Annotated in this window: 20 protein-coding genes; 10 read left to right on the top strand and 10 right to left on the bottom strand. The window is 60.7% G+C overall.

The window, feature by feature from the left end; all coding sequences use genetic code 11:
• Positions 1-42: 42 nt before the first annotated feature.
• The 4 genes from SJ05684_RS09460 to SJ05684_RS09445 all read right to left on the bottom strand — a co-directional run bounded on the left by SJ05684_RS09460 (position 43) and on the right by SJ05684_RS09445 (position 6,943).
• Positions 43-3,336: a hypothetical protein gene (locus tag SJ05684_RS09460; protein ID WP_157211933.1), complete on the bottom strand. Its 3,294-nt coding sequence runs from the start codon at positions 3,334-3,336 to the stop codon at positions 43-45.
• Between the two features lie 602 nt (positions 3,337-3,938).
• On the bottom strand, positions 3,939-4,565 hold the full coding sequence (locus tag SJ05684_RS29580; protein WP_034850702.1) for a hypothetical protein: 627 nt from the start codon (positions 4,563-4,565) through the stop codon (positions 3,939-3,941).
• A 450-nt stretch (positions 4,566-5,015) separates the two neighbouring features.
• Entirely contained in the window at positions 5,016-5,828 is an 813-nt protein-coding gene (locus tag SJ05684_RS09450; RefSeq protein WP_244426568.1) for a GNAT family N-acetyltransferase, read from the bottom strand.
• Between the two features lie 77 nt (positions 5,829-5,905).
• Positions 5,906-6,943 carry a saccharopine dehydrogenase NADP-binding domain-containing protein gene (locus tag SJ05684_RS09445; protein ID WP_034850699.1) on the bottom strand — a complete coding sequence of 346 codons (1,038 nt, stop codon included), beginning with the start codon at positions 6,941-6,943 and terminating at the stop codon, positions 5,906-5,908.
• Positions 6,944-7,052: 109 nt separating this feature from the next.
• Here SJ05684_RS09445 and SJ05684_RS09440 point away from each other — a divergent pair, with 109 nt between their 5' ends.
• The 7 genes from SJ05684_RS09440 (at position 7,053) to SJ05684_RS09410 (ending at position 14,512) form a co-directional block, all read left to right on the top strand.
• Positions 7,053-7,667: a TetR/AcrR family transcriptional regulator gene (locus tag SJ05684_RS09440; protein WP_034850696.1), complete on the top strand. Its 615-nt coding sequence runs from the start codon at positions 7,053-7,055 to the stop codon at positions 7,665-7,667.
• An 811-nt stretch (positions 7,668-8,478) separates the two neighbouring features.
• Positions 8,479-9,492 carry a UDP-glucuronic acid decarboxylase family protein gene (locus SJ05684_RS09435; RefSeq protein WP_050979888.1) on the top strand — a complete coding sequence of 338 codons (1,014 nt, stop codon included), beginning with the start codon at positions 8,479-8,481 and terminating at the stop codon, positions 9,490-9,492.
• A complete protein-coding gene (galE, locus tag SJ05684_RS09430; RefSeq protein WP_034850692.1) occupies positions 9,492-10,478 on the top strand; it encodes a UDP-glucose 4-epimerase GalE in 987 nt (328 codons plus the stop codon). The genes SJ05684_RS09435 and galE overlap by 1 nt, the downstream gene beginning before the upstream one ends.
• Complete coding sequence (locus SJ05684_RS09425) at positions 10,475-12,358, top strand: glycosyltransferase family 2 protein (protein WP_034850691.1); 1,884 nt, start codon at positions 10,475-10,477, stop codon at positions 12,356-12,358. The genes galE and SJ05684_RS09425 overlap by 4 nt, the downstream gene beginning before the upstream one ends.
• Positions 12,340-12,927 (top strand): DUF995 domain-containing protein, encoded by a 588-nt coding sequence (locus SJ05684_RS09420; protein WP_034850689.1) that lies wholly within the window; start codon positions 12,340-12,342, stop codon positions 12,925-12,927. The genes SJ05684_RS09425 and SJ05684_RS09420 overlap by 19 nt, the downstream gene beginning before the upstream one ends.
• Positions 12,924-13,877, top strand: a complete 954-nt coding sequence (locus SJ05684_RS09415) for a glycoside hydrolase family 26 protein (protein WP_034850687.1) — start codon at positions 12,924-12,926, stop codon at positions 13,875-13,877. The genes SJ05684_RS09420 and SJ05684_RS09415 overlap by 4 nt, the downstream gene beginning before the upstream one ends.
• A gap of 119 nt (positions 13,878-13,996) precedes the next feature.
• Positions 13,997-14,512, top strand: coding sequence for a DUF995 domain-containing protein (locus tag SJ05684_RS09410; RefSeq protein ID WP_034850685.1), 516 nt, complete (start codon positions 13,997-13,999; stop codon positions 14,510-14,512).
• A 133-nt stretch (positions 14,513-14,645) separates the two neighbouring features.
• Here SJ05684_RS09410 and SJ05684_RS09405 read toward each other — a convergent pair whose 3' ends face one another.
• From SJ05684_RS09405 to SJ05684_RS09395, 3 genes are all read right to left on the bottom strand, one after another.
• The gene (locus SJ05684_RS09405; protein ID WP_050979887.1) at positions 14,646-14,954 is read right to left on the bottom strand and encodes a hypothetical protein; all 309 of its coding nucleotides are present in this window, start codon (positions 14,952-14,954) and stop codon (positions 14,646-14,648) included.
• Between the two features lie 306 nt (positions 14,955-15,260).
• The gene (locus SJ05684_RS09400; RefSeq protein ID WP_034850684.1) at positions 15,261-16,049 is read right to left on the bottom strand and encodes a formyl transferase; all 789 of its coding nucleotides are present in this window, start codon (positions 16,047-16,049) and stop codon (positions 15,261-15,263) included.
• Between the two features lie 227 nt (positions 16,050-16,276).
• Positions 16,277-16,897, bottom strand: coding sequence for a DUF1638 domain-containing protein (locus SJ05684_RS09395; protein ID WP_034850682.1), 621 nt, complete (start codon positions 16,895-16,897; stop codon positions 16,277-16,279).
• Between the two features lie 39 nt (positions 16,898-16,936).
• Here SJ05684_RS09395 and SJ05684_RS09390 point away from each other — a divergent pair, with 39 nt between their 5' ends.
• Positions 16,937-17,095 carry an entericidin domain-containing protein gene (locus SJ05684_RS09390; protein WP_034850681.1) on the top strand — a complete coding sequence of 53 codons (159 nt, stop codon included), beginning with the start codon at positions 16,937-16,939 and terminating at the stop codon, positions 17,093-17,095.
• 94 nt (positions 17,096-17,189) lie between these two features.
• Here SJ05684_RS09390 and SJ05684_RS09385 read toward each other — a convergent pair whose 3' ends face one another.
• Entirely contained in the window at positions 17,190-17,888 is a 699-nt protein-coding gene (locus SJ05684_RS09385) for a cobalamin B12-binding domain-containing protein (RefSeq protein ID WP_034850678.1), read from the bottom strand.
• 791 nt (positions 17,889-18,679) lie between these two features.
• On the opposite strand from SJ05684_RS09385, the gene SJ05684_RS09380 reads away from it, so the two are divergent.
• Positions 18,680-20,254, top strand: a complete 1,575-nt coding sequence (locus SJ05684_RS09380; RefSeq protein WP_034850676.1) for a trimethylamine methyltransferase family protein — start codon at positions 18,680-18,682, stop codon at positions 20,252-20,254.
• Positions 20,255-20,361: 107 nt separating this feature from the next.
• Entirely contained in the window at positions 20,362-21,066 is a 705-nt protein-coding gene (locus SJ05684_RS09375) for a 4Fe-4S dicluster domain-containing protein (RefSeq protein WP_034850675.1), read from the top strand.
• A 142-nt stretch (positions 21,067-21,208) separates the two neighbouring features.
• Here the strand turns inward: SJ05684_RS09375 and SJ05684_RS09370 are convergent, their stop codons facing one another.
• Positions 21,209-21,868: a glutathione S-transferase family protein gene (locus tag SJ05684_RS09370; RefSeq protein ID WP_034850674.1), complete on the bottom strand. Its 660-nt coding sequence runs from the start codon at positions 21,866-21,868 to the stop codon at positions 21,209-21,211.
• 82 nt (positions 21,869-21,950) lie between these two features.
• On the bottom strand, positions 21,951-22,760 hold the full coding sequence (locus SJ05684_RS09365; protein ID WP_083846040.1) for an IclR family transcriptional regulator: 810 nt from the start codon (positions 22,758-22,760) through the stop codon (positions 21,951-21,953).
• Between the last annotated feature and the right edge of the window lie 68 nt (positions 22,761-22,828).

Raw genomic sequence — 22,828 nt, 5'->3', positions numbered from 1 at the left:
AACCGCTTGGATTTCCGGTGAAGATCTGCGTGCACGCGAAACCTAATTCCTCATCGGCGGCAGCTCGATGCCAGGATTGATGGCACCGATCATCTGTTCTTCGGGAACCGTACCTTCTATCCAGTTGTTCAACTGCTCGATCGTCAGCGGTTGGGGATAATAGCCCCGCTCGTCGGCGGCCCGTGACCCCACGAGGTATCCGTTGTCGTCAGATTCATGATCGACAATGATACTCTTCGAAGCATCGGACAGCTCTCTCAGCATGTCGTTCGGCAATGCCTCTTCATTGTAGAGAATGTATTCGAAGAACTCCTGCTTTTCTTCGGGCGTGTTATAGCCACGATATTCGGCCAGTTGCTCCAGGAGCGGGAACAGCGGACGGCCGACCGCCTCATCGGAGGCGCCGAAATCATCCCTGCCTTCCGCCAGAATCGCCGCACGCTCTTCGTCCACGGGCGGTTCGAGATTAGCCAGGATGGACTTCATGTCTGCTTCGAAATAGGCGCGCTGGTTCTCATTCGACTTCCAGTGCAGGATTGCTGCACCGCCCAGCCAGACCGCCGCTGAAATCCATCCCAACGGTCCCGCCCAGGAGGAGCCTGCAAACATGGCGATGGCCTGAGCCGTGCTGACGGCACCCATGGAGGTCCAAACCACACCGCCGAGCGTATTGCCGTTGGAAAATTCGGTGCCTGCGGTCCAGAAGGCAATCGGACCGGTCAGCGCCGTAGCGGCGTTTCCGAGGAACCGGACAGCGCCAGGGCCGTTGACGAACCCGGTGCGGGTAAACCGGTCAAGACGGCCGCCCTGGTTGAAGATGCTGCCCATTCCCGTTGACGGTCTGACGTGTCTGCCCTGTGGAATAAAGAAATTCTGGACGCCGGCGGCCGCCACGCGCGACATGTCGACCCCCGCCAGTGTGCCGAAGACCACCGCCCAGGCCTTGTCGTCGAGACGGTCGGAGGTCATGAATTCATCGACGCCCCAGATGTTCAGGGCGCCGCTGATGGAACTGAAGGGAATCGCCGCGGCACGCTGGCCACGCAGACCATCCTGCGGCTGGAAGGTCTGGCCTCCTGCCGCGGTGTTCCAGCGATTGGCGATGTTTTCCGCAATGGGCGACGGGTTTACCAAAGCCGTTGAAACCTGCAGGCTCGAATTCTTGATTTCGCGCGAAAGGAAACCGCCGCTCGGGCCATCGGGCTGTCCGTTTTCCAGCGCTTCCAATGTCATCAGCAGCGCTGCTCCGTGGACGGGTTGGTCGCGCAGAGCCTCGAGGGCTTCTTCGCGGCTCTTGCCTTCCAGGCCGTCCAGAATTTCTTTAACCGGCCCCGGCAGCTCCGCCATGCCGGGAGGCAGATCGATTATGTCGGCATCCGGATTTTCGAGCTGGTCTTCTATCTTGTCGTAGACGTCCAGAACATCGTTGAATACGGTGTTGAACTCCTCGTCGGAGACATTCCCGTAGAGGGAAGCATATTGCTGAAACAGTTCGGAATTTTCGAGCTTCGTCTCGACCTGCTCCAGCGTCAAGGTGGGAAGCGGCTCCTGTGGCAGGCCCAGGCCGGACGCCCCGATCATCGAGATTGAATTTTCGTCGTTCTCGTCGCCCAGAAGCGTTGTCTTCAGGTCTCCGTGCTCGCCGGTCAAACGCTCATAGCCATCGAGGCCGGTTCCTTCGAGGTTGCGCAACGACTCGGGCAGGGCCTCCAGCGCTGCATTCGTCGCAACCGCGCCGGCGAAAAGGCGTTCGAAATCCCTGACGGTTTCCTCGTTCTCCTCGAGATTGCCTTGTTCGGTGACGCCGATTGCATGCTGGCGCTCCTCCTCGGGAACCAGCCCCTCCAGATGGCTCCCTGCATACTGTGGATCACCGTAGAGGCGGACATAGTCCTGCGTGGTCCGATCGGCGTCCTGCGTCAGTTTGTTGACGCCGACGGAGACCATATGCAGCATGTTATCGGCGGCTTCGTTCCAGTCTTTTTTTGCGTAAACGTCGGCCATGGCAATCGCCAGGGTCGGGCCGTCTCCGTTGCCGATGCTTTCCGCAATCCCGAATCGCAGGATGCGGTCACCGCCGGTCCCCGCCTGAGGGTTCAGGTCGCCGCTATCGGCGTCGACCAACAGTTCCGCCAGGCGGGAGACGCCTTCGGGAATCTGCATCCGGCCGTTTTCATCGAGTTCGGCGGATGCGCCGGCCTGTGTGGCCACCACGTTCAAATCGCTGAGCAGTTCAGCCTCTTCGTCGGAGATCGTCCCATCTCCGTCCGCGGATGTCTCCTGCAAGGGATAGACAATCTCGGCCAGCCGTGAGGTCGGCGGATTGTCCTCACCCTCATAGGTTCCGGTCGGCGGCATCTCCGAAAGCTCGACGAGGATCTGGTCGGCCCGGTCGGCGGGAACACCAAACAATTGAAGGTCCAGCGAGTCGCCGTCGGTGATCCTCTCGGCAACATCAGCGACCATCACCTGATGCTTTGCCGCATCCAGCGCGTCCAGATATCCCTGATCCACCTTTAGCGTTCCAGGATCGATGGGGCCGTAAAAAGCCAGTTCCGCGATGAACTCATTTACGACCTGATCGCTGTCGAAATCGGAAGAAGTCGGGTAGGGCGGGTTGATCTTGCGGCGCAGGACATCCTCCAAATCCTCCTGAAAAGCGCTCCAGTCTCCGCTTTCAACCGCGGCCGCCCCGCTTTCCCGCAGTCCGGAAAACAGTCCGTTCATGTTGATGCTGAAGGACTCGGCCCGGGAACCGATCAGGTCCGACAAGCCCTCGGCTTGCGGCAGAATGGCTTGCAAATGGTCCCTGATCCCGTTCACCCCAGCTTCGAACGCTTCACGATCCATTATGCCGGCGGCAGAGATGAGTTCGGCGTCCACAAGCCCTTGCAGTTCGCTTTTCTGGGCGTTCGACAGATCATCGACGAAGTCCACTCCATCGAGAATCCTGAACATTCCCTGGATATCCTGCATGCGCTCGTCGCTGAGCATTGTGATCACATGCGTTTCCGGCAAGCCGTCCGGATCGGGACGCATCTCGGGATTGATCTGCGTCAAAAGCTCCGCATATTGCTCGGCATAGTCCTTGTCGGGATCGAAGCCGAGTTTTTCGGCCACTTCCGGATCGAGGTTCTCGTCGTAACCAAGCTGTCGCGCGATCTCGATGAGTGAATCGTTCTCCTGCGCCCTATAGGTGACCTGGCCCGTCGGACTGTCATTCGCAGGATTGCTCCCGTCGAGCTCGGTTGCCGGTTCTTGCGCCGGCGCGATTTTATAGACCGGCACGACGTTGAACGGCTCGTTTCCTCCAGTCTGCGGCGTATGATATGCCAAGACAATAGGGAGATCCTGGCTCTGGCCGAACCCGTTCGCGTAGGTATCAGCATAGTTTAGGGGCTGGCTGTTTTCGGTGTTGGAACCCTGAGTCTCGGCAGAATTGACGGGGCTATTCGCGGGTACCGCCTGGGTATTCCTGAGGCTGCTTTGCTCGACGATCCTGTTCCAGATAACGGATGAATCCTGGCGTTCTTTATCAAGACGCGATGTCAATCTGTTAAAGATTCTAGTAATCGCAGGCATCGTCCCTCCTTATCACCGGTTTCATCGTTGAAGTGATTATCTCCTCACCGCGAACCGGTCGTCGGTCGCGCCCGGTGACAGGATTGTGTACTTACCGGCAGTTGTGCACAACAAATTAAATTTCAATTTGTAATGTTTTATTCTCATTACATTTGGAATGTTCTTGGCAGGCGCGCTCTTTTGCGGACAGCCCCGGAGAACGGGCCGTTCAATCTTCCTCACCCGTGTCGTGCAAGGTCGTGGTTCCCGCCTGAAGTGCGGGAATATCGTTATCTAGAAAATAGAGGCAACAACGGCTGGCGGATCGGCAGGATCGACCGCGATTCGGAGTGGGTGGATGTGCAATCGATATCGGATCACCGTCGAGTTTGATGAGCTTTGGCGTGCGGCGCGACCGCACCACGACATGACCAACCGGGCCAATCCGACGACTGAGGTGCTTCACAGGCGGAGGCGAACTTCTTGGACGAGCCGAACCTGAAGGAGTGATACGGCACAAGCTCTAAAGCCGCTACGCGGCGCGACAGATCGGCCAGGGCGCGGCCATAATGACCGTTGAAGCGTTCAGAGGCAATGACCCGCGCCACGTCGCGAAGCTTGTTTGCCCACCAAACGAAGCCGCTGGACCAAGCCCACTTGGGATCGAGAAACAGATGGTTTCGCCGTTCTTGACGAATCGAGGCCATCAATTGATCGCGGAAAGCGGGATAGTGTTGCTCAATGTGATAGTCGCAAGCGGATAGCCCTGGATTGATGAGCAGCAGAAGGATTTCGGCGTTCTCCAAATCGCCATGATAGGCCTGCGGAAGCAGGTTCAGATGCAAGGCGGTTTCTGAGAGAAAGCCGCCCTCAAAGGCCTTCAGAAACTCTGAATACGACGAAATGCCAGGCTGGGTATATTTCGCAGGAATGGCATCGCGGGGATGAACATAGGGCGCGCGATCAAGCGCAGCCTCGTCGCAGAAGTTTCGGAGTTCACACATGCCACCTCATTGCCCCTGCTTCTCCTGGCGTGACCTCATAGCTTATGCTGACCGACCTCTATCCGGAAAGCCTGCTGATGAGCCGATGGAGCCATCCCGGTTAAACTTCGGTGTGGCGGATGATCTTGTGTGGCCGCCGGTCACCCAGATCGCCGCTCGGAAGCTTCCTACGGAGAATGAAGCGCGGCCTTCCCCTCTTGTGACCGGAATATTAGCCCGCTAGCGTCGTTGGCCGCCGGTGCACCAAATGGCTCGATTGAGCCCAATCCGGTCCTTCCAGGTGTCGCCGTCAGCAGCACAGGTGCGCCATGAGCGGTCATGCGCCTGGATTTAAGTCCTGCCCTTGGATAGGACAGTAATCCCGGATCGATTGACGACCAATCCACCTTGGATTGGCACCAACTTTGAGAGGCGGGCCGAACCAGCGACGGCTGGTCGATGATACCGGCCTTAACATAAACCCGACCCGGATACTGAGGGGAACACCCGTATAATGGAGAGCCGCCTCCTGCTCGGAGCGGAAATGTCACTGAGGCCGCTGGGGTGAAGGGACTCGCCCCCGTTCGGCGGAAACCGACTTGTCGGCCGGTACAAATCGAATTGGCACCATAAGCGCTTGTCTGTTTCGCCAAAGACATAGAGGGTCCCAGAGGAACGATCGCCCCCCAGTCTGAAGAGCGACCAGAAGACGAGCATCATGGCAACACGACGAAGTGGGTCGAGACCTTTAGCCTTTTCCGTCGAAAGGATGGCCCTCAGGCGTTCTGGACAGGCATCTCCCTCCACAATGTGGAATCCCAGCGACGTGTAGAACGGCGCGTTAAACGGGGCTAGGCGATCGGTCGTTAGAGTTGCACCTTGCAGCTTTCTTGCACGGCCTTCGTCCAGCAGGGCTTTCATAATCTGCCTTCCTATGCCCCTTCTCTGCCAGCCTGGATGCACGTCTATTTCGCCAATATGCAGGTAACTGTCGGCTATATACCCTCCGCCGTAACCGACGGGGATGGCCTGCTCATCGAATGCAGCGAACAGGAAGCCGGCATTGAGATATTGCTGCAGCTCGCCGTCGCTACTGGGCGCCGCTTCACCACTAACAGCGTCGGCTGCACGCAGCGTTTCAAATGAAGCTAGTTCTATCGTGCGTAATGCCGCAAAATGATCCCGGTTGGCTCGTCCGATACGGAAACTCACGTCGACCTCATCTACTTGGATTTCTAAAATTCTACCCAACAGCGTTTTACGAATGCCGAGTTCGCGATCCAACGGTAGTTGCAACCTTTTCCCGGACGTCGAGATGTGAAGCGCAACGTCATTTCACGCCTCCTTGTTGGAGGGCATGGTCACCTCGCGGCAATTTCGAACGCCAAGTGATCGGGCCGGAGCGCAGTTAGCACCTCCTCGGCGTTGAGGATTTCGCTGGGCGCGTGTGCTCCTGCATGGCTGAACTGCCGGCCGAGAAGACGCTCGACGACCTCGCACACGAGCGGTGCGGTGAAGGCGTAGATGTCCTGTCCCCGGGCGACAGTCCGTCGGCTGGCTCCTTCGCGCCTCGCGACAACTTCGACGACGAACTGTTGCGCTGAGCGCCCGGTCGGGTCCGCCGCCTTCGGAGCGGGCGTTGCCTTGTCGCGAATGTCGCTGAGAGCGACCGCGCTCAAATAGGTGTGGAGCTCTGCTGTCTTCACGTGCCGAGAGATCAGAACGATCTCCGAGAAAGGCATTTCGCTGACGATCTGACTGCCCAGCCCGGACCCGAATTCCCAATGCTTCTGCGCAGGCGGAAGAACCAAGGGACTGAGGCGGCCCTCGGAGACAACCATGCGCGTTGCCTTGTTCCGTTCACCGGTAACGCGGGTGCCGCGCGTCGGGTGCCAACTGTCGAGGCCGATCAAGATGTCAATCGTGTCCGCAGACGTCCAGTCTCCCAACGTGGCGGTGACCAGCAGATCGGCGAACCCGCCGTAGAATCCCATACCGGGAATGATGGCGATGCCGGCTTCGCGCGCAGGCTCATCGAACTTCTCGAGGGTCGTTCTGACGCTCGGTTGCTCGGCGCTGACATCAACATAGTGGATTCCCGATTTCACCGCTGCAGCGGCAAGCGCGTCGGCGGTGTCGAGAAATGGCCCTGCGCAATTGATCACGGCCTCTGCGCCGGCCAATGCCCGCATCAGCGACCCCTCATCGCCGACGGTCGCTGGGCAGCAGAGCACGTCCGGCTCGCGAAAGTTCGCCGCTGCAAACGCCTCGGCACTGCGGGCGATTGCGATCGGCCGAAGCCCGCGGCGCAGCAATTCTGCGACCACGAAGCGGCCGGTATGCCCTGTTGCTCCAAATACCGCCACCGCCCCAGAAGCTACCATCACATTCTCTGACATTCCGCCCTCCGTGCTACAGACCTGTCTGTTACAAACACTAGTACATACAGGTCTGTAGCGCGTCAAGGCCTTCCGTGCTATATCTGCCGGACAAAGTGGAGGCCTAAGCATGTCGAGAATCGCGTCCATCCCTGCCGGCCAAGGCGCCGACGTCCGCAACAGGATCCTGGAAACCGCGTCAGAGCTTTTCTACAAGCAGGGCGTTCGGGCGGTAGGTGTCGACCTGGTGGTCGAGAAAGCCGGCGTCGCGAAGACGAGCCTCTATCGTCATTTCGGCACAAAGGACGATCTCGTTGCCGCGTTTCTGGAGCGCGAAGACCGGGACTTCTGGGGCCAGTGGGACAGCGTGGCAGCGCAACATCAGGACAACGCCAGGGCGGAGTTAGACGCTCATCTGGGCTGGATCGGCGAACGTGTCGGACGGCCGCACTACCGAGGCTGCCCGCAGATCAACGTCGCCGCCGAATTCCCTGAAACAGACCATCCCGCGCGCAAGATCGCCGAGGCCCATAAACGCGAGATGCGGCGGCGGCTGAAAGTGATCGCGGAGCGTCTCGACGTGGCTGCGCCCCATGAACTTGCGGGTCAGCTCGCGGTTCTCATAAATGGCGCCTTCGTCAGCTCACAAATTTTCGAATCGGGCGAGGCCACGCCGTTGCTGCGGCGCGCGGCCGAAGCGTTGATATCCGCTGGCGAAGCATCCAGGTCGGGCCGACGGCAGTAACTCCGCCGCTTCGGAGCGTCCGCCATGCACCGACCCACAGCGGCCCTTAGGGCGCATAAGGCCGCCGCATGCGACCCCTCTGACGTTTCTCTTACCTCGCGACCAGCCATCTTCCTTCGGGGCCGGAGAGGTGATGGTGGTTTGCCCGAGCCTGGCGCGAGAGTCCCGGAAATTGCGAGCTGATCGGACCGCAGCGGGTTGAACTCGTCGCGACCAGCCGCCGATCCGAACGTCTTGAAAGTCCGCATCGCCGTCATTGCTGGTTGCAGCGGTCGGCTGCTCACCACCCCAATCGCATTCCGGTCCGGGTAACAAGCGTCAGACTTTCACCCACTTGCGCATCGACCCGTAGATCGAGCCCGGTCCAACGAAGTGCTTTGTGCGTCCTGGGGTGTAGAGCGGGTTCATTATGATCTCCAGGCCAACGGACGGCGCTATAGTGCATGTCGCTGGTGGACTCGATCGTAACGGACGCTTCGCGTCGTTTATGCATATCAGAGCGCCAGGATCCGCTGTGCAACTTTAGCGGAATGCACCGATCCTCACCTTTTTCGGTAGGCCTACATCTTTTTGAGCAGAAATGTACGGCGGGATAATTATCGGAATTGGGCGATAATGACAACCTACCCCGAATGGGTGTACCAATTACCAACGGTTTAGTCGAAGTACTGCGGAAGTGCAGAATTGCTAATTTTCAAAGGGTACGTTTATATCACCATATAATTCCTATTTTGATGAATGCTTATTTTTATAATCAAATATTATCTGGGGCTTTTCGGTGAACTATTTTCGCAACGACGCAAGTAGTATTTTGCCAGCCAAGAAGGATAATGGTGGTTCAGGGCGCCCTCGGAAACGACAAAAGAAAATACTCGTTACCGGGGGCGCCGGCTTCCTGGGGTCGCATCTCTGCGAACTGCTTCTCGGCACCGGACACGAGGTCGTCTGCGTCGACAACTTCTCGACGGGGTTGAGACGCAATATCGCTTGGCTGAAGCGCTTCGACAGCTTTCGCGTCATCTCCCACGACATCGTGGAGCCGATCGATCTCGAGGTGGACGAAATCTACAATCTCGCCTGCCCGGCATCGCCGCCGCACTACCAGGCCGATCCGATTCAAACGACAAAGACCTGTGTGATCGGGTCGCTCAACCTGCTGGAACTTGCTGCCCGCCACAGGGCGCGCATCCTGCAGGCCTCGACGTCCGAGGTCTATGGCGATCCGCATGTTCATCCGCAGGTGGAAAGCTATTGGGGCAACGTCAATCCCTTTGGCCCGCGCTCTTGCTACGACGAGGGCAAGCGCTGCGCCGAAACGCTGTTTTTCGACTTCCACAAGGCGCGAGGGGTCGAAATCAAAGTCGTTCGCATCTTCAATACCTACGGTCCCAGGATGCGCCCGGACGACGGCCGCGTCGTGTCCAACTTCATCGTCCAGGCGCTGAGGGGTGAGGACATCACCGTATATGGCGACGGTTCGCAGACCCGTTCCTTCTGTTTCGTCGACGACCTGATAGACGGGTTCGTCCGGGTGATGGCGTCGCCATCGTCGCTCACCGGACCGGTCAATCTTGGCAATCCCGGGGAGTTTACGATCGGCGAACTCGCGGAACAGGTGATCCAGTTGACCGGCTCTCGGTCAAGGATCGTCCGCCAGCCCCTGCCTGCCGACGATCCGCGACAGCGCCGCCCGGACATCTCCCGGGCGACCAGCGAGCTCGGCTGGCGTCCGACCGTCGACCTGACGGAGGGCCTTGCCCAAACCATCCGCTATTTCGACGAACTTCTTTCCCTGCCGAAGCGGCAAGTCCTGGAGCCGGCCTGATGATCGCCCCGCGTATCCTTGTCACGGGTGGTGCCGGCTACATCGGCAGCCATACTGCGAAGTTTCTCCGCCTGGCCGGGATCGAGCCGGTGGTGTACGACAACCTGACGACCGGTAACCGCTCCGCGGTGCGCTGGGGGCCGTTCGTTCACGGGGATGTTCTCGACACGAGCCGTCTGATCGACGTCATCGAACAATATCGACCGATCGCCGTCATTCATTTCGCGGCGTCTGCCTATGTCGGCGAGTCCGTCGCCGACCCTGCGAAATATTACAACAACAATGTCCGTGGCATGCTGTCACTCCTCGACGCATGCCGGGCGACGCGCCTCGGCAAGTTCATCTTTTCGTCGAGCTGCGCCACCTATGGCATTCCGAAGGTGCTGCCGATCGACGAGGCGACGCCGCAGCAGCCGATCAACCCCTACGGCAAGACCAAGCTGATCGCCGAGCACATGCTCGCGGACTATGGCGCGGCCTTCGGCCTCAGCTACGTGTCGCTCCGATATTTCAACGCCTGCGGAGCCGATCCGGAAGGCGACCTCGGCGAATGGCACGATCCGGAGACGCATCTCATCCCGCGGGCGCTGATGGCCGCGGCTGGTAAGATCCCACATCTGGAGGTATTCGGCGACGACTACGACACGCCCGATGGGACATGCATACGCGATTATGTTCATGTGGCAGATCTCGCGCTCGCCCATGTGCTTGCCTATCGGTATCTCGAAAACGGGGGCGGTAGCCTCGCGCTCAATCTCGGTACCGGCCGCGGGCTTTCGATCAAGGAGGTTCTTCGCACGATCGGCGAACGGACCGGCCGCGCGGTTCCGGTCGTGTTTCACCAGCGGCGCTCCGGCGATCCGCCGGTGCTCTATGCGGATGCGAGCCTTGCGCATCGCAGTCTCGGTTTCCTGCCGCAATTCTCAGACCTCGAGACGATCGTGCGAACGGCTGCGCCGTTCTTCGGGCTGGAGGTGCGGTCATGACCCGCCTTGGCCCCAGCGGGAGAACGGACAGTGGGCGCGGCGGCGAACCGCTGCTCGTCCCGCTGTTTACGGGCTATCGCCGCGTCGAATATCTGGCCGGAGCGGGTCTCTGGATTGCCTCTCTCGTTTACTTCTGGAACTGGTGGCTGGAGCCGCGCCACCATGTGAACGCCTTCGGCAGCATCGCCGTGACGGCGGTCCTTGCCTGGGTCACCCTTCTGCCGGCCTATTTCATAGCTGTCTTCTACCGTGCGGCGAAGCCGGACGGCGCGCTGCGGCTGCCGGAAGGCAGCCGTGTCGCGATGGTCGTCACCAAGGCACCGTCCGAGCCCTTTTCCGTCGTATCGGAAACATTGAAAGCGATGCTCGCCCAGGATGTGCCGCACGACACCTGGCTCGCGGACGAGGACCCGTCGGAGGCGACGCTGGACTGGTGCCGGAGGCACGCCGTGTTCGTCTCCACCCGGAGGGGACGCAGCGATTACCACCGGGCCACATGGCCGCGGCGCACGCGTTGCAAGGAAGGCAACCTCGCGTTCTTCTACGACCATTACGGCTATGATCGCTATGATTTCGTCGCCCAACTCGACGCGGATCACGTCCCCGAGCCCGGCTATCTCCGCGAGATGCTGCGGCCCTTTGCCGATCCGAAAGTGGGTTATGTCTCCGCGCCCAGCATCTGCGACCGGAACGCGGCCGAGAGCTGGTCGGCCCGCGGGCGGCTCTACGCAGAAGCGAGCATGCATGGCTCGCTGCAGGCCGGCTACAATGGCGGCCTCGCTCCGCTCTGCATCGGTTCTCACTATGCGGTGCGCACTGCGGCGCTCAAGGGTATCGGCGGCCTCGGACCCGAACTGGCGGAGGATCATTCGACGACATTGATGATGAACGCCGCCGGCTGGCGCGGCGTACACGCGCTCGATGCCATCGCGCACGGCGACGGGCCGCGCACTTTTGCCGATCTGGTTACCCAGGAGTTCCAGTGGTCGCGCAGCCTGGTCACGCTGCTGCTGCAATATTCGCCGCGTCTGGTGCCTCGGCTGCCGCTGCGGCTGAAATTCCAGTTCCTCTTTTCGCAGCTCTGGTATCCGCTTTTCGCCTGCTTCATGGCCGCGATGTATGTGATGCCGACGATCGCGCTCGCGCGCGGCGAGACCTTCGTCGCGGTCACCTATCCGGATTTCCTGCTCCATTTTGCACCGCTTTCGATCACCCTCGTGTTCCTGGCCTATCGCTGGCGGGCGTGCGGCACCTTCCGCCCCCGCGAGGCGAAGGTTTTGAGCTGGGAATCCATGTTTTTCCTCCTTGCCCGTTGGCCCTGGGCTCTTGCCGGCACGGCGGCGGCTCTGCGCGACTGGCTCACCGGATCGTTCGTGGATTTTCGCGTCACGCCGAAGGGGGCGTCCCAAGTCGATCCGCTGCCCTTGCGCGTGCTGGCGCCGTATGTGGTACTCGCCGTCGGAGCAGCGCTGCCGGTCCTCATCGTCAGCAATGCCGACAAGGCCCAGGGCTTCTATCTCTTCGCGATCCTCAATGCGGCGATCTACTCAATGCTGCTTCTCGTCATCGTCGCGCGCCATGCGCAGGAGAACACGCTCGCCAAGGCACCGCGTTTCTATCGGCCGACCATGGCGGTCGGGCTTGCAGCACTCGTCGCCTTGCCCGGGATCGCAACCGCGGAGCACGGAAAGGAAGGACTTGAGGCACTCACCTGGGGGACGGGGCGCCTGCGCATATTCGAAGAGCGCTATGCGGTAGCCGGTGCCGGGCTGGGGGGTGCGAGACTGCGCAGGATCGTTTTCCGACCCCGCTGGGTTTCGACGGCGGCGGAAGACGACGAGGCAGGCTTAAGGAACGAACGATGGCAGCAACATCGATAAATCGGCACGCCGGACGCGGCGGTTTACGTGGCATGCTCCCCACGCGCGCTGCCGTCTGTCTCATGCCGGCTGCCTTCCTCCTTGCATCTCCTGTGGCGGCGGAGGCGGTCGTTCCGAGCGGCGCCCGCCCGATGACAGGGGTGGAGCTTTACATGATGTTTCGCGGCAAGAGCTGGAAATGGCAGGACGGCGCGGGTTTCATGCGGGATGAAGGCCGCCTGTTCAGGGCCTGGGCGCAGGACGGCAAGAAAGCGACCTGGGCCGAGGGTCGCTGGATCGTCACGGACAGCGGCATGCTCTGCCTCAAGGCAACCTGGCACAGCCAGGGTGAGGCGGCCCAGGACAAGACCTGCTTCAGCCACCGTGTGCTGGACGGCACCATCTACCAGAGGCGAGAGCCCGCCGGTGACTGGTACATTTTCAAACACGCCCGGCCGGTGGCCGACGACGAGTTCTTTCGGCTCGTAAAAAAGGATCTGGTCAGCGCGAGGCTCCCCATCATTCAGATTTCGGGAGAAAACAGCATTCGTCCGCGACCCGAGGCGGACCAGGTTGGAGGTGTGCAATGAACAACAGGATAAAGGCTATCACCCTTTCATGCATGGGCCTGCTGCTGTCTGGCACCGTCCTGGCGGCCAGCATGCCGCGCGGCATTGCGGAGGCGGCTTCGGCCACCAAGGCGATGCCGTCACAGAAGCGCCCCGTGCTGACGGAAGATTCCATCGACTTCGGGGCCTACGATCCCCATGGCGATTTCGGCGGGCCGTCGCAGTCCAAGATCGAGCATCTGTTCCTGCCCTGGGAAGACGTCGAACTATCGACCTTGGCGCTTGCCGACGATTATGCGCGCGCACGTGGACGCACTCTGATGATCACGGTCGAGCCCTGGTCCTGGTCGCCTGAATGGCGCGTCACTGAGCGGGAGCTCTTGCGGAGCATTCTGAACGGGGAGCGCGATGAGTACATGGCAGCGGTCTGTTCCACGGCCGCCGGTCTGAAAAGCCCCATAATCATCAGGTGGGGCCAGGAAATGGATGAGACGGACAACCAGTTCTCCTGGTCGCACTGGTCAGGTGAGGAATTCAAGGCGGCCTACCGGCGCATGGTGACGGTGTGCCGGGCGCATGTGAAGGACGCTCGATTCATGTGGTCGCCCAAGGGCAATCCGGGGTTGGAGGTCTTTTATCCCGGGGACGATGTCGTGGACGTCATCGGACTGTCGGTGTTCGGCTATCAGGAATACGACCGCGGCACCACCGGTCGAGACCAGTCGTTTCCGGAACGGCTGGCACCCGGCTATGAGCGGGTAAAGGGCTACGGCAAGCCGATCATGGTGGCAGAGCTCGGCTACGAGGGGGATGCCTCCTATGTGGCGGATTGGGCGGCAAGCGTGGCATCGCGCCATGACGAATTCCCGGAACTCACGGCGGTGGTCTACTTCAACGACCGCGAAGTCTATCCATGGCCGCGCGGCTACGGACGGCCCGACTGGCGGGTCGTTCGCGAAACTGGCAACTAGCGCATCGGCCCGAAATCGTCCCCGATTTCGGAAAGATCGATGCGCAGATTCAAGGAGTTACAGGGTCCGTTGCGCGTCTAAGGACGTCCGGCGCTGTAGCCGTCGAGAGGAGGCATGAGATGAAGTCGTCCCTTCGCACACTATCGTTGATCGTCGCTATTGCCGTGGCAATGGGGGGTGCGACATCGGCCGCCGAGGCTGCGGGCGGCCGCGTGAACCCTCAAAGGGCAACACCGCTGACGCACAAGGAGCTCTACAGGCTCTACGGCCAAAAGTCGTGGATCTGGAAAGCGGGTGCGGGATACTTCTCCGCGCGGGAGCGCCGGTTTACCGCCTGGTCGAGCGAGAATGGCACTCCCTCCTACGGCGTGGGCCGCTGGTTCATCACCGGTCGAGGAAAGCTCTGCTTCAGGGCCGAGTGGCATGCCAAGGACGGCTCGGCTCCCGCAACGACCTGCTTCAGCCATCGCAAGCAGGGCGGCGTCATCCTCCAGAAGCGTGAACCGGCCGGCGAATGGTATGTTTTCAAGAACGCACCCGCGAAAGCTGACGACGAATTCACCAAACTGCGGCGCGGCAACTATGTGAGTGCGCGCTTGGCCCGGATCGTTTCACGTCTCGACAAGGCCGAATGATCCGGGCGCGGTTCGAACAGAGCACCGGTGTCAGGAATCCGGTCAGCATGGCTGTGGTCGGCGCCGGTCAGCGCTGGTTCGGGCCTACAGCGCCGCGCACCGAGCTTTCCGAAAATGGTTTCGGGCCGGTGCGCTAGCGAAGGAAGCAGCGCGACGTGCTGCCGAAACCGCTCGGTGTGCAGATATAAGGTGCGCGGCCGAGATAGGCGGTGCGTTCGAGTTTGCTGGTCTTTTGAGTGATGGCGACCCGCTTGGCCGCAAGGGGCTCGCTGGTGGAGACGGGGTAGCCGAGGTCTTTCGTCAGGGATGAGGTCTGGATACTCTGATCCGCCACTGCCGAGCACGCCGACGCTGTCGCTGCGACGAGTAGAGCGAAAATGCCGCGCACAACAGTGCTGCGGTTGCCGAGCAACTCGGCCGAATTTCCTGTCTGCGTTTTCACGGCTGGATCTCCTGCTTCGCCAACATGACAGGCACGGTAATGGAAACGAATTAAACGGCCGTGCAGAAAAAAGGTTCAACTTGAGCCATTGGGCGTCTCGGCCGGAAATCCGACCGGTTTCCGGGAATCTCGATGCGCAGCTTCAAAGAGTTACAGGATGTTTGCGCGTCTGAAAGCGTCTGAAAGACGCGTGGCTCTGTAAGGCCTCCATTTTTCAATAGTTCAGATACTCGCCGCGTTCAATGGCGTCGTGCATCTTCAGGAGACACAGGGGACGCTGCAAGTCTTGGCCGAAACGCTGAAGCTCTACCAGATCCCGCGTCGAATGCCGTTTGACAGCCAGACCCAGACTGGCGGGTGATACCATTGCCTCGACGGTGCGTCGATATTGATGGGGCGGAGCTTCCCGACGAGTGCATCCTCGATAGCCCGGACCGCGATACCGGTGGCAGCGGCGGTCTGCAGCAGCGGATAGGTGTGCATCGTGTCGCCAGGGCTCGGCACTTGTCGCGTCTGATAGAGGATGCCGCCGGTATCGACGCCTTCGTCTACCAGATGCACGGTCGCGCCGAAATTCTCTGGGTCGCCATTGACGAGTGCCCAGTAGCCACCCATCAGGCCGCGATATTGCGGGTTGATGCCGGCATGGAAGTTGAGGACCGGGCAGGGGATGGCCGCAAGCGTTTCCGGATTCAGCATGCGGCAACTGATCAGGAAGACGACGGCGGGTTGAAGCGCCTGCAGTTGCCCGTGGCCCTCTGCGTCATTGATCGACGAGATGCGGTGGACGGGGACTGACGGGTGGGGCTCTGCGGACACGCCATACGCGCGCAGAATTGCCTCCGCGCGCCGTTGCGCGAAGCGCTTGCCGAAACGGGAAAGGATCATCGTCGTCAGTTGACCGAGTGCCGTCGGCCAGCCGAGTTTGCGGGCGCGCCGCCTTACGAAGAACGCCTTCGACTCTGGCTGTTCCTGCAGGACGACGACGTCGTCGAAGCGAGCGGCGAGGGCATTGATCATGATGTTCGGATTGTCGCCGCCGGCGGTGACGACGACGATGCGCCGGTTGAAAATGTTCGCCTCTTCGTCGGACATGATTTTGACCCGGTCGGTTTGCGCGGTAGGGCGTGACGGCAGTAGCGGAAAGATATGCCGGCCCAGGCGTTACCGTGGTCTTAAGGGGGCGAGGCTCGGGGCCGCAAACGTGCAGAGCCCTGCGGCAGGGAGAGTGGGTGGTGGCGGCGGTCGGAAGACCGGGTTCACGAATTCGCGCCGAAGCCGCAACAGGCCACCAAATGCAATCTGTCGATCGGGAAGGGCGATCAGATTCCAGTCAGCGACCGCGTCAAGTCGCCATAGCCGGTGTAACGGTACTCGTACTCCAGTCCGAGCGTATCGGCGGCGCGACGCGCCTTTGCCTGAAGGGCCTCGTCTTCCACCTGCGAGAGATAGACGAGTTTTCGGTAATGGCCGAAATACATGTCCCGCAGTTCCGGGTGTCTATCGAGGCCGAGCGGCTCGATGACGAAGGCTTCGAACTGGCGGGCGAGGAAATCGGTAAGGAAAAAGGCGCTGATGTCTTCGTCCCAGCGCTCGGCGAAGGCATCATTGCCCGCGAAGAAGGAATAACAGTGCGGCCCCGGAATGCGGCCTACGCCTTCCTCCTCGCAAAGCCGGTCGATGAGGCCGCCGGTGCCGCAATCGGCATAGGCGATGAAGATGCGCTCGAAACCTTCCGCGCGCGCCTTGGCGATCGCTTCGCGCAGGCCCGGCACGATCTTTTCCGGGGTGTTGTGCCAGATAGCAGGCAGACAGCTGAGCGTGATGTGATCCAGCCGGTTTGTCTCGCATATCGCGAGGATTTCGCGCGCGATCGCCCCGCAACCGATGACTTGAACTTTCTTCAATTCACCACGTTCTCTTGCTGACGGCGGATTTTCCATCTCTACTCTGCCTCGCAGTAACGTGAAGGATTCGCGCTCATGAAAACCAAAACTCTCGCCGTAATCGGCGTCGTGCTGATGGCTCTCGCAACTTTGAGTTCCTGTGGGAACACTATCCGCGGCATGGGACAGGATACCGCAAACGCCGTGAACGCGACAGAGGACGCAGGGCGCAGGGTCGCCCGAGCGGCCAACTGACCGCGGTTCCCGCGTTCAACCGGCCCGCGCCCAAATGAGAAAGGCCGGCTGGGCTCATCCGCAGCCGGCCTCGTTTCTGTGAATTCAAACGACCTCAGCCGGCGGCAAGCTCGTTGTGCTTGCGCTTGATGAAGTCCTTGGCGGTTTCGACGGCGACAGCCGCGTCGCGGCAGTAGGCGTCGGCGCCAACGGCCTTGCCGAATTCTTCGTTCAGTGGAGCGCCGCCGACGAGCACGATATAATCGTCGCGCAGGCCCTTTTCCTTCATCGTATCGATCACGACCTTCATGTAGGGCATGGTCGTCGTGAGCAGAGCCGACATACCGAGAATATCCGGCTGCTCGCGCTCGAGTGCTTCGATATAGTTCTCGACCGGATTGTTGATGCCGAGGTCGACGACATCGAAGCCGGCGCCTTCCATCATCATGCCCACAAGATTCTTGCCGATGTCGTGGATGTCGCCCTTGACGGTGCCGATTACCATCTTGCCGAGCTTTGGTGCACCGGTTTCGGCAAGCAGCGGGCGAAGGATGGTCATGCCGGACTTCATCGCATTGGCCGAAAGCAGCACTTCCGGGACGAACAGGATGCCGTCGCGGAAGTCGATGCCCACGATGCGCATACCCTCGACAAGCGCCTTGGTCAGAATGTCGTAGGGAGTCCAGCCGCGATCGAGGAGGATGCGCGTTCCATCCTCGATTTCCTCCTTGAGACCATCATAAAGATCGTCGTGCATCTGCTGCACGAGTTCTTCGTCGGAAAGGTCCTCGAGAATGATTTCATCGTCTGCCATATTGGGTTTCCTCGGTTCCTGGCACGGTGATATCGCACGGGTGAGCACGGTTTGAGCACAATCCGGACGCGTTGCCCAATCCTTAGCGGGCGACGTCTAAAAATCTCCTTTCGAATGCGACGTCGCATATGACGAAAAGCGACTAAGCAGATATTCATGGGTCCACCCGGATTCACCCACCTTTATCTACTTAGATACCTTACAGCGCCGCGCGTCTTTTCAGGCGCAAGGGTCGCTGTGACACTTTCAATCTCCGCATCGAGCTTTCGAAAATCGGGTCCGATTTTCGGGGGCCGTTTACGCTCGGTTCGCCGCAGGTTCTGATCGCAAAACCTTGGGGCACATTTGCGGAACCTGCTTAGGGCTTCTCGGTTCCATGGCTCCTTCGTGAAATTGCCACCTTGGGTTTGTTCAGGTGGATAAAATCGCGCAGCATTTCAGCGCGTTGTACCCGGCAACCGTCGCTCTGATTCGCTACATCGCCGGATGCCCATAATCCTCAATGCGGCTGCAATTGGGGAGAGATGTCCGTCGCGTGGGTGGCGCGGCCCGAACGAGCGCCGCCTGAGGCCCCCCGTGTCGCGCGTCGGGCGAGTATCTAAGATGCGCCACCCGTTGGCGCATTGAGAACCGTACCGGGCCGGCGGCTTGCTAGCATTATAACGAAACAATGCCGGGCGCATGGTCTTGACCACTGGATTCGATCTCGGGAAAGGATTATGCGCCCAATCCAGTCTAGTGTGTTGCCGCGTCTTAACAAGGAGAGACACGGCGGGAGAGGAAGCGAGCGAATGAGCGACGTGACAGAACAAGGCGCGGTCGAAGGCGGCGGACGCCGTGCGCGTGGCGAGGGACGGGGAGCGGCGGCGCGCCGCGCTTCCCGCACCGGTGGCGGTCCGGGACCGTCCTTGCCCTATATCCAGCGCAAGATTCGCGAATATGAGGTGCTCGACGAAGAGGGCTTGCAGCTCATCGAGCGCAATGCCGATACCATACTCGAAGAGATCGGTATCGAGTTCCGCGACGATGCGGAGGCGCTTGAGCTCTGGAAGGCGGCCGGCGCCGATGTGCGCGGCCAGCGGGTGCATTTCCCGAAGGGCCTTTGCCGCGAGCTCCTGAAGAGCGCGCCCAAGGAATTCACCTGGAATGCGCGCAATCCGCAGCGAAACGCGCAAATCGGCGGCAAGGCGACGGTCTTCGCGCCGGTCTACGGCCCGCCCTTCGTGCGCGACCTTGAAGGCAACCGCCGTTACGCGACGATCGAGGACTTCCGCAATTTCGTGAAGCTTGCCTATATGGCGCCGTCCATGCACTCCTCGGGCGGTACTGTCTGCGAGCCGGTCGACGTCCCGGTCAACAAGCGCCACCTCGATATGATCTACACCCATATGCGCTATTCCGACAAACCCTTCATGGGGTCGGTTACGGCGCCCGAACGCGCCGAAGACACGGTCGCAATGGCGAAGATCCTGTTCGGCGACGATTTCGTCGAGAACAACACGGTGACGCTGAACCTCATCAACGCCAACTCGCCGATGGTCTTCGACGAGACGATGCTTGGGGCGGCAAAGGTCTATGCCCGCCATAACCAGGCCTGCGTTGTCTCGCCCTTCATCCTCTCGGGCGCCATGAGCCCGGTGACGATTGTCGGCACGCTGACGCAGATCCTTGCCGAGGTGCTCGCCGGTGCTTCCTTCACCCAGCTCATCCGCAAGGGCGCGCCGGTGCTTTTCGGTACCTTCGCGGCCTCGATCTCGATGCAGTCGGGCGCACCGACCTTCGGCACGCCGGAGCCGTCGCTCGTCTCCTACGGCGCGGCCCAGCTTGCTCGCCGGCTCGGACTGCCGTTCCGTACCGGCGGTTCGCTCTGCGGCTCGAAGATTCCGGATGCGCAGGCCGCGCATGAATCGGCGAGTACGCTCAACATGACACTGCTTGCCGGCACCAACTTCGTGCTGCACTCGGCCGGCTGGCTCGAAGGTGGCCTCGTTTCCTCCTACGAGAAGTTCATGATCGACCAGGACCAGCTCGGCATGATGCAGAAGATGGCCGAGGGCATCGATCTGTCCGAGGAAGCCCAGGCGATGGACGCGATCCGCGAAGTCGGACCCGGCAGCCACTATCTCGGTTGCGCCCACACGCAAGCCAACTTCCAGACGGCCTTCTATCGCTCGCCACTCGCCGACAACAATTCCTTCGAGCAGTGGGAAATCGAAGGCCAGAAGCGCATCGAAGAGCGCGCCAATGCGCTTGCCCGCTCCTGGCTCGAGCACTATGAGGCACCGTATCTCGATCCGGCCATCGACGAAGCGCTGAAGGACTTCATCGCCAAGCGCAAGGAGTCGATGCCGGACGCCTTTACCTGAAAGGCTCCCGAACGCGCCAGGGAGCAAGGCGGCAGGGCGCAGGTCGCGGACATGATCCAGAAGGAGGTCTGGCGCCCGCACTACGATCTTCAGGGGCCGAAGCCGAAATGACGGCCGGTCCCGCTTCGGCAAACGATCCGATCGAAACGATCCGTGCGGCTCTGCGGCCGCACGGACTTTTTTTGCGCGGTACGGTGAACTTTTCCGAAGGGGAGCCGGCGCCGGGGCTGACGAGCGGAAGAGCCGCGGCCTGTGTCCTCCTCATCGGCAATATCGGCGGTTCGATCTGGGAGCCTTTCGCCCGTTGGCGGGGAGATGCAGCGGATGCTGGCGGCATGGACCCGCTCGACAACTGGTCGAAACAGGCGATCCTGCCGGTGGCGGAGTCGACGGGCGCTACAGCCTATTTTCCGTCCGATCCGCCATGGCAGCCCTTCCAGCAATGGGCGATGCGGGCGGAAGGGCTGAAGCCTTCGCCGCTCGGTATTCTGATCCATTCGCGCTACGGTCTCTGGCATGGCTATCGCGGCGCACTGGGCTTCGATCGCGCCATGCCGGCGACGGGCGAGGTGGCGACCGGCCATGCTTGCAATGCCTGTGCGCAGAAGCCATGCGTTGCGGCCTGTCCCGCTCAAGCCTTGGTCTCCGGTCTGTTTGATGTCCGGCGCTGTCGCACGCATCTGAAATGCGAGGTGAGGGCGTGCGATTGCCTCGCCTCTGGCTGCCGCTCTCGCGACGTTTGCCCGGTTGGGCAGGACTATCGCTATCCAGCCGGGCAACTGCGTTTCCATATGGCGGCGCTCCGCCTGTAGTTGTACCGGGATCCGGGAGACTGTCCTACCTGCGCATTCCCTGAGCCTACAGCGGCCGCGCCTCTTTCAGACGCGCAAAGGTCGCCGTAACTCTTTGAGTCTACGCATCGAACTTTCCGACTACGATTTTCGGGCCGATGCGCTAGTCTCTGTCGGGAGCTCCCAACGGAAAGAAACTTCGGTATGGGCGTGCCTCGTCGACGACCCGCGCTACGGAGGAACGGGACAGAAGCCGTGCCCTGTAGGCGGTGAGCCCAGCATGGCGTTCGGGGATCGGGTGAACCCAGTCTGCATAGAATAGCGCCGGCGCGGCGGCACAATCGGCAATCGTGAAGCGACCGCAAGCCGCCCATTCCTTCGCTCGCAGGCGTGGCTCGAGCCAAGCGTAGCATCGATCGAGCAACGCACGCGCGTCGGCGACGCCGCGCGGGTCCCGCTCGCCTTCGTCGCGCAGGGCATCTCCAACAATTCGCTGCATCGGCGCCTGGACATAATCGTCGAACACGTCCGCCATCATGCGCGCCTCCAGCGCTTCGCGTGGATCCTCCGGCACCATCGCCGTCCCACTTCCATGAAACAGATCGAGATACTCGATCACCGCATTGCTTTGCGTGATTTCCCTGTCTCCGTCGATCAGCGCGGGAAATTGTCCGGTGGGAGAGAGAGCGACCATGCGCGCCTGGTTCTCCGGATGACCGGGATCGACCATCCGGAATTCGAAGCTCACGTTGCGCTCGTAGAGTGCGATCAGCGGTTTCCATACGAAGGAGGCAAACGGGTGCCCGTAAAGTGCAAGCGTCACTGCGTGGCTCCGTTGAATTGAAGGGTGGTTTCAATCATGTCGAACTCGCGCTGGCGGGCGCACTTTTCCAAGAGAAAAGCCGCTAATGGGAACAAGAGAGTTCCGCCGACAACTGCAACAACTTCGCAAGCGTTTTGCTCCTTGCTTCGCTGTCCCTGTCGGCGGGGTGCTCGATAAATGCGCAAGTCAAGACTGCGAATGCTTCTCCGCCCGGATCGCAGATTGGCGCGCTTATGTCTGTGACGCCCACCAGGTAGCCTGAGGGGCCGAGACGAAAACCGGCGGCTCGAACGTCCTCGAGATGCGCGCCTATCGCCGCGAGGTGTTGTTCGGGCTGCTTGCAGCCCCAGTGTTCCAGGGCCTGAACCCGTCTCTCCGGACGTTGAAAGGCAATCAGCGTAAGGCCCGAGCCCGTCGTGTAAAGGTCGAGTTCCCCGCCGACGCGGGCTCGGAATTCCCAGTGCCCCTTTGGGCTCGCCTGCGCGACGATGAGACCGTTTCCGGCTTCCGGCACAACGAGATGGCAGGCTTGCCCCGTCTCCTGGGCGAAATTGTCCATTAGCGGCTGGGCCTGCGCGATAAGGCGCCGTGTTGGCGGATGGCGGTTGGCAAGCAGGAACATCTTCATCGTCAGGGAATAACGATCACCGCCTTCGGAGCGTGCAACATATCCCCGTGCCACGAGCCTTTCGAGCATGCGAAAGATTTGCGAGGGGCTCAAACCCATTTCGCGCACGATCTCCGTCCGGGTCATGCTGCCGCTTTGTTCGGCCAGAATCTCTAGAATATCCAATCCCTTATCCAGGGCAGGCGCTCTGTATTTGTCGTCCTGCTCCTGTTCTCCACCCAATCCATTCGCCGGCTTTTTATCCACGTCGTCGCTTCCTTCCATGCCCCCTGATCGACCTCTTGCGAGAGGGGGATAGCACGATTTTCTCTTGCCAGGGAATTTCTTATGTG

The organism is Sinorhizobium sojae CCBAU 05684 (assembly GCF_002288525.1).
GTDB lineage: Bacteria > Pseudomonadota > Alphaproteobacteria > Rhizobiales > Rhizobiaceae > Sinorhizobium > Sinorhizobium sojae.
Note: the sequence above shows the minus strand (reverse complement) of the source record. Positions and strands in the feature narration are given on the sequence as shown.

Excerpts from the sequence above, each read along its gene's own strand:
- SJ05684_RS29580 (WP_034850702.1), bottom strand. The coding sequence starts at position 4,565 with ATGTGTGAACTCCGAAACTTCTGCGACGAGGCTGCGCTTGATCGCGCG.
- SJ05684_RS09445 (WP_034850699.1), bottom strand. The coding sequence starts at position 6,943 with ATGTCAGAGAATGTGATGGTAGCTTCTGGGGCGGTGGCGGTATTTGGA.
- SJ05684_RS09440 (WP_034850696.1), top strand. The coding sequence starts at position 7,053 with ATGTCGAGAATCGCGTCCATCCCTGCCGGCCAAGGCGCCGACGTCCGC.
- galE (WP_034850692.1), top strand. The coding sequence starts at position 9,492 with ATGATCGCCCCGCGTATCCTTGTCACGGGTGGTGCCGGCTACATCGGC.
- SJ05684_RS09425 (WP_034850691.1), top strand. The coding sequence starts at position 10,475 with ATGACCCGCCTTGGCCCCAGCGGGAGAACGGACAGTGGGCGCGGCGGC.
- SJ05684_RS09420 (WP_034850689.1), top strand. The coding sequence starts at position 12,340 with ATGGCAGCAACATCGATAAATCGGCACGCCGGACGCGGCGGTTTACGT.
- SJ05684_RS09415 (WP_034850687.1), top strand. The coding sequence starts at position 12,924 with ATGAACAACAGGATAAAGGCTATCACCCTTTCATGCATGGGCCTGCTG.
- SJ05684_RS09410 (WP_034850685.1), top strand. The coding sequence starts at position 13,997 with ATGAAGTCGTCCCTTCGCACACTATCGTTGATCGTCGCTATTGCCGTG.
- SJ05684_RS09400 (WP_034850684.1), bottom strand. The coding sequence starts at position 16,049 with ATGTCCGACGAAGAGGCGAACATTTTCAACCGGCGCATCGTCGTCGTC.
- SJ05684_RS09395 (WP_034850682.1), bottom strand. The coding sequence starts at position 16,897 with ATGGAAAATCCGCCGTCAGCAAGAGAACGTGGTGAATTGAAGAAAGTT.
- SJ05684_RS09390 (WP_034850681.1), top strand. The coding sequence starts at position 16,937 with ATGAAAACCAAAACTCTCGCCGTAATCGGCGTCGTGCTGATGGCTCTC.
- SJ05684_RS09385 (WP_034850678.1), bottom strand. The coding sequence starts at position 17,888 with ATGGCAGACGATGAAATCATTCTCGAGGACCTTTCCGACGAAGAACTC.
- SJ05684_RS09380 (WP_034850676.1), top strand. The coding sequence starts at position 18,680 with ATGAGCGACGTGACAGAACAAGGCGCGGTCGAAGGCGGCGGACGCCGT.
- SJ05684_RS09375 (WP_034850675.1), top strand. The coding sequence starts at position 20,362 with ATGACGGCCGGTCCCGCTTCGGCAAACGATCCGATCGAAACGATCCGT.
- SJ05684_RS09365 (WP_083846040.1), bottom strand. The coding sequence starts at position 22,760 with ATGGAAGGAAGCGACGACGTGGATAAAAAGCCGGCGAATGGATTGGGT.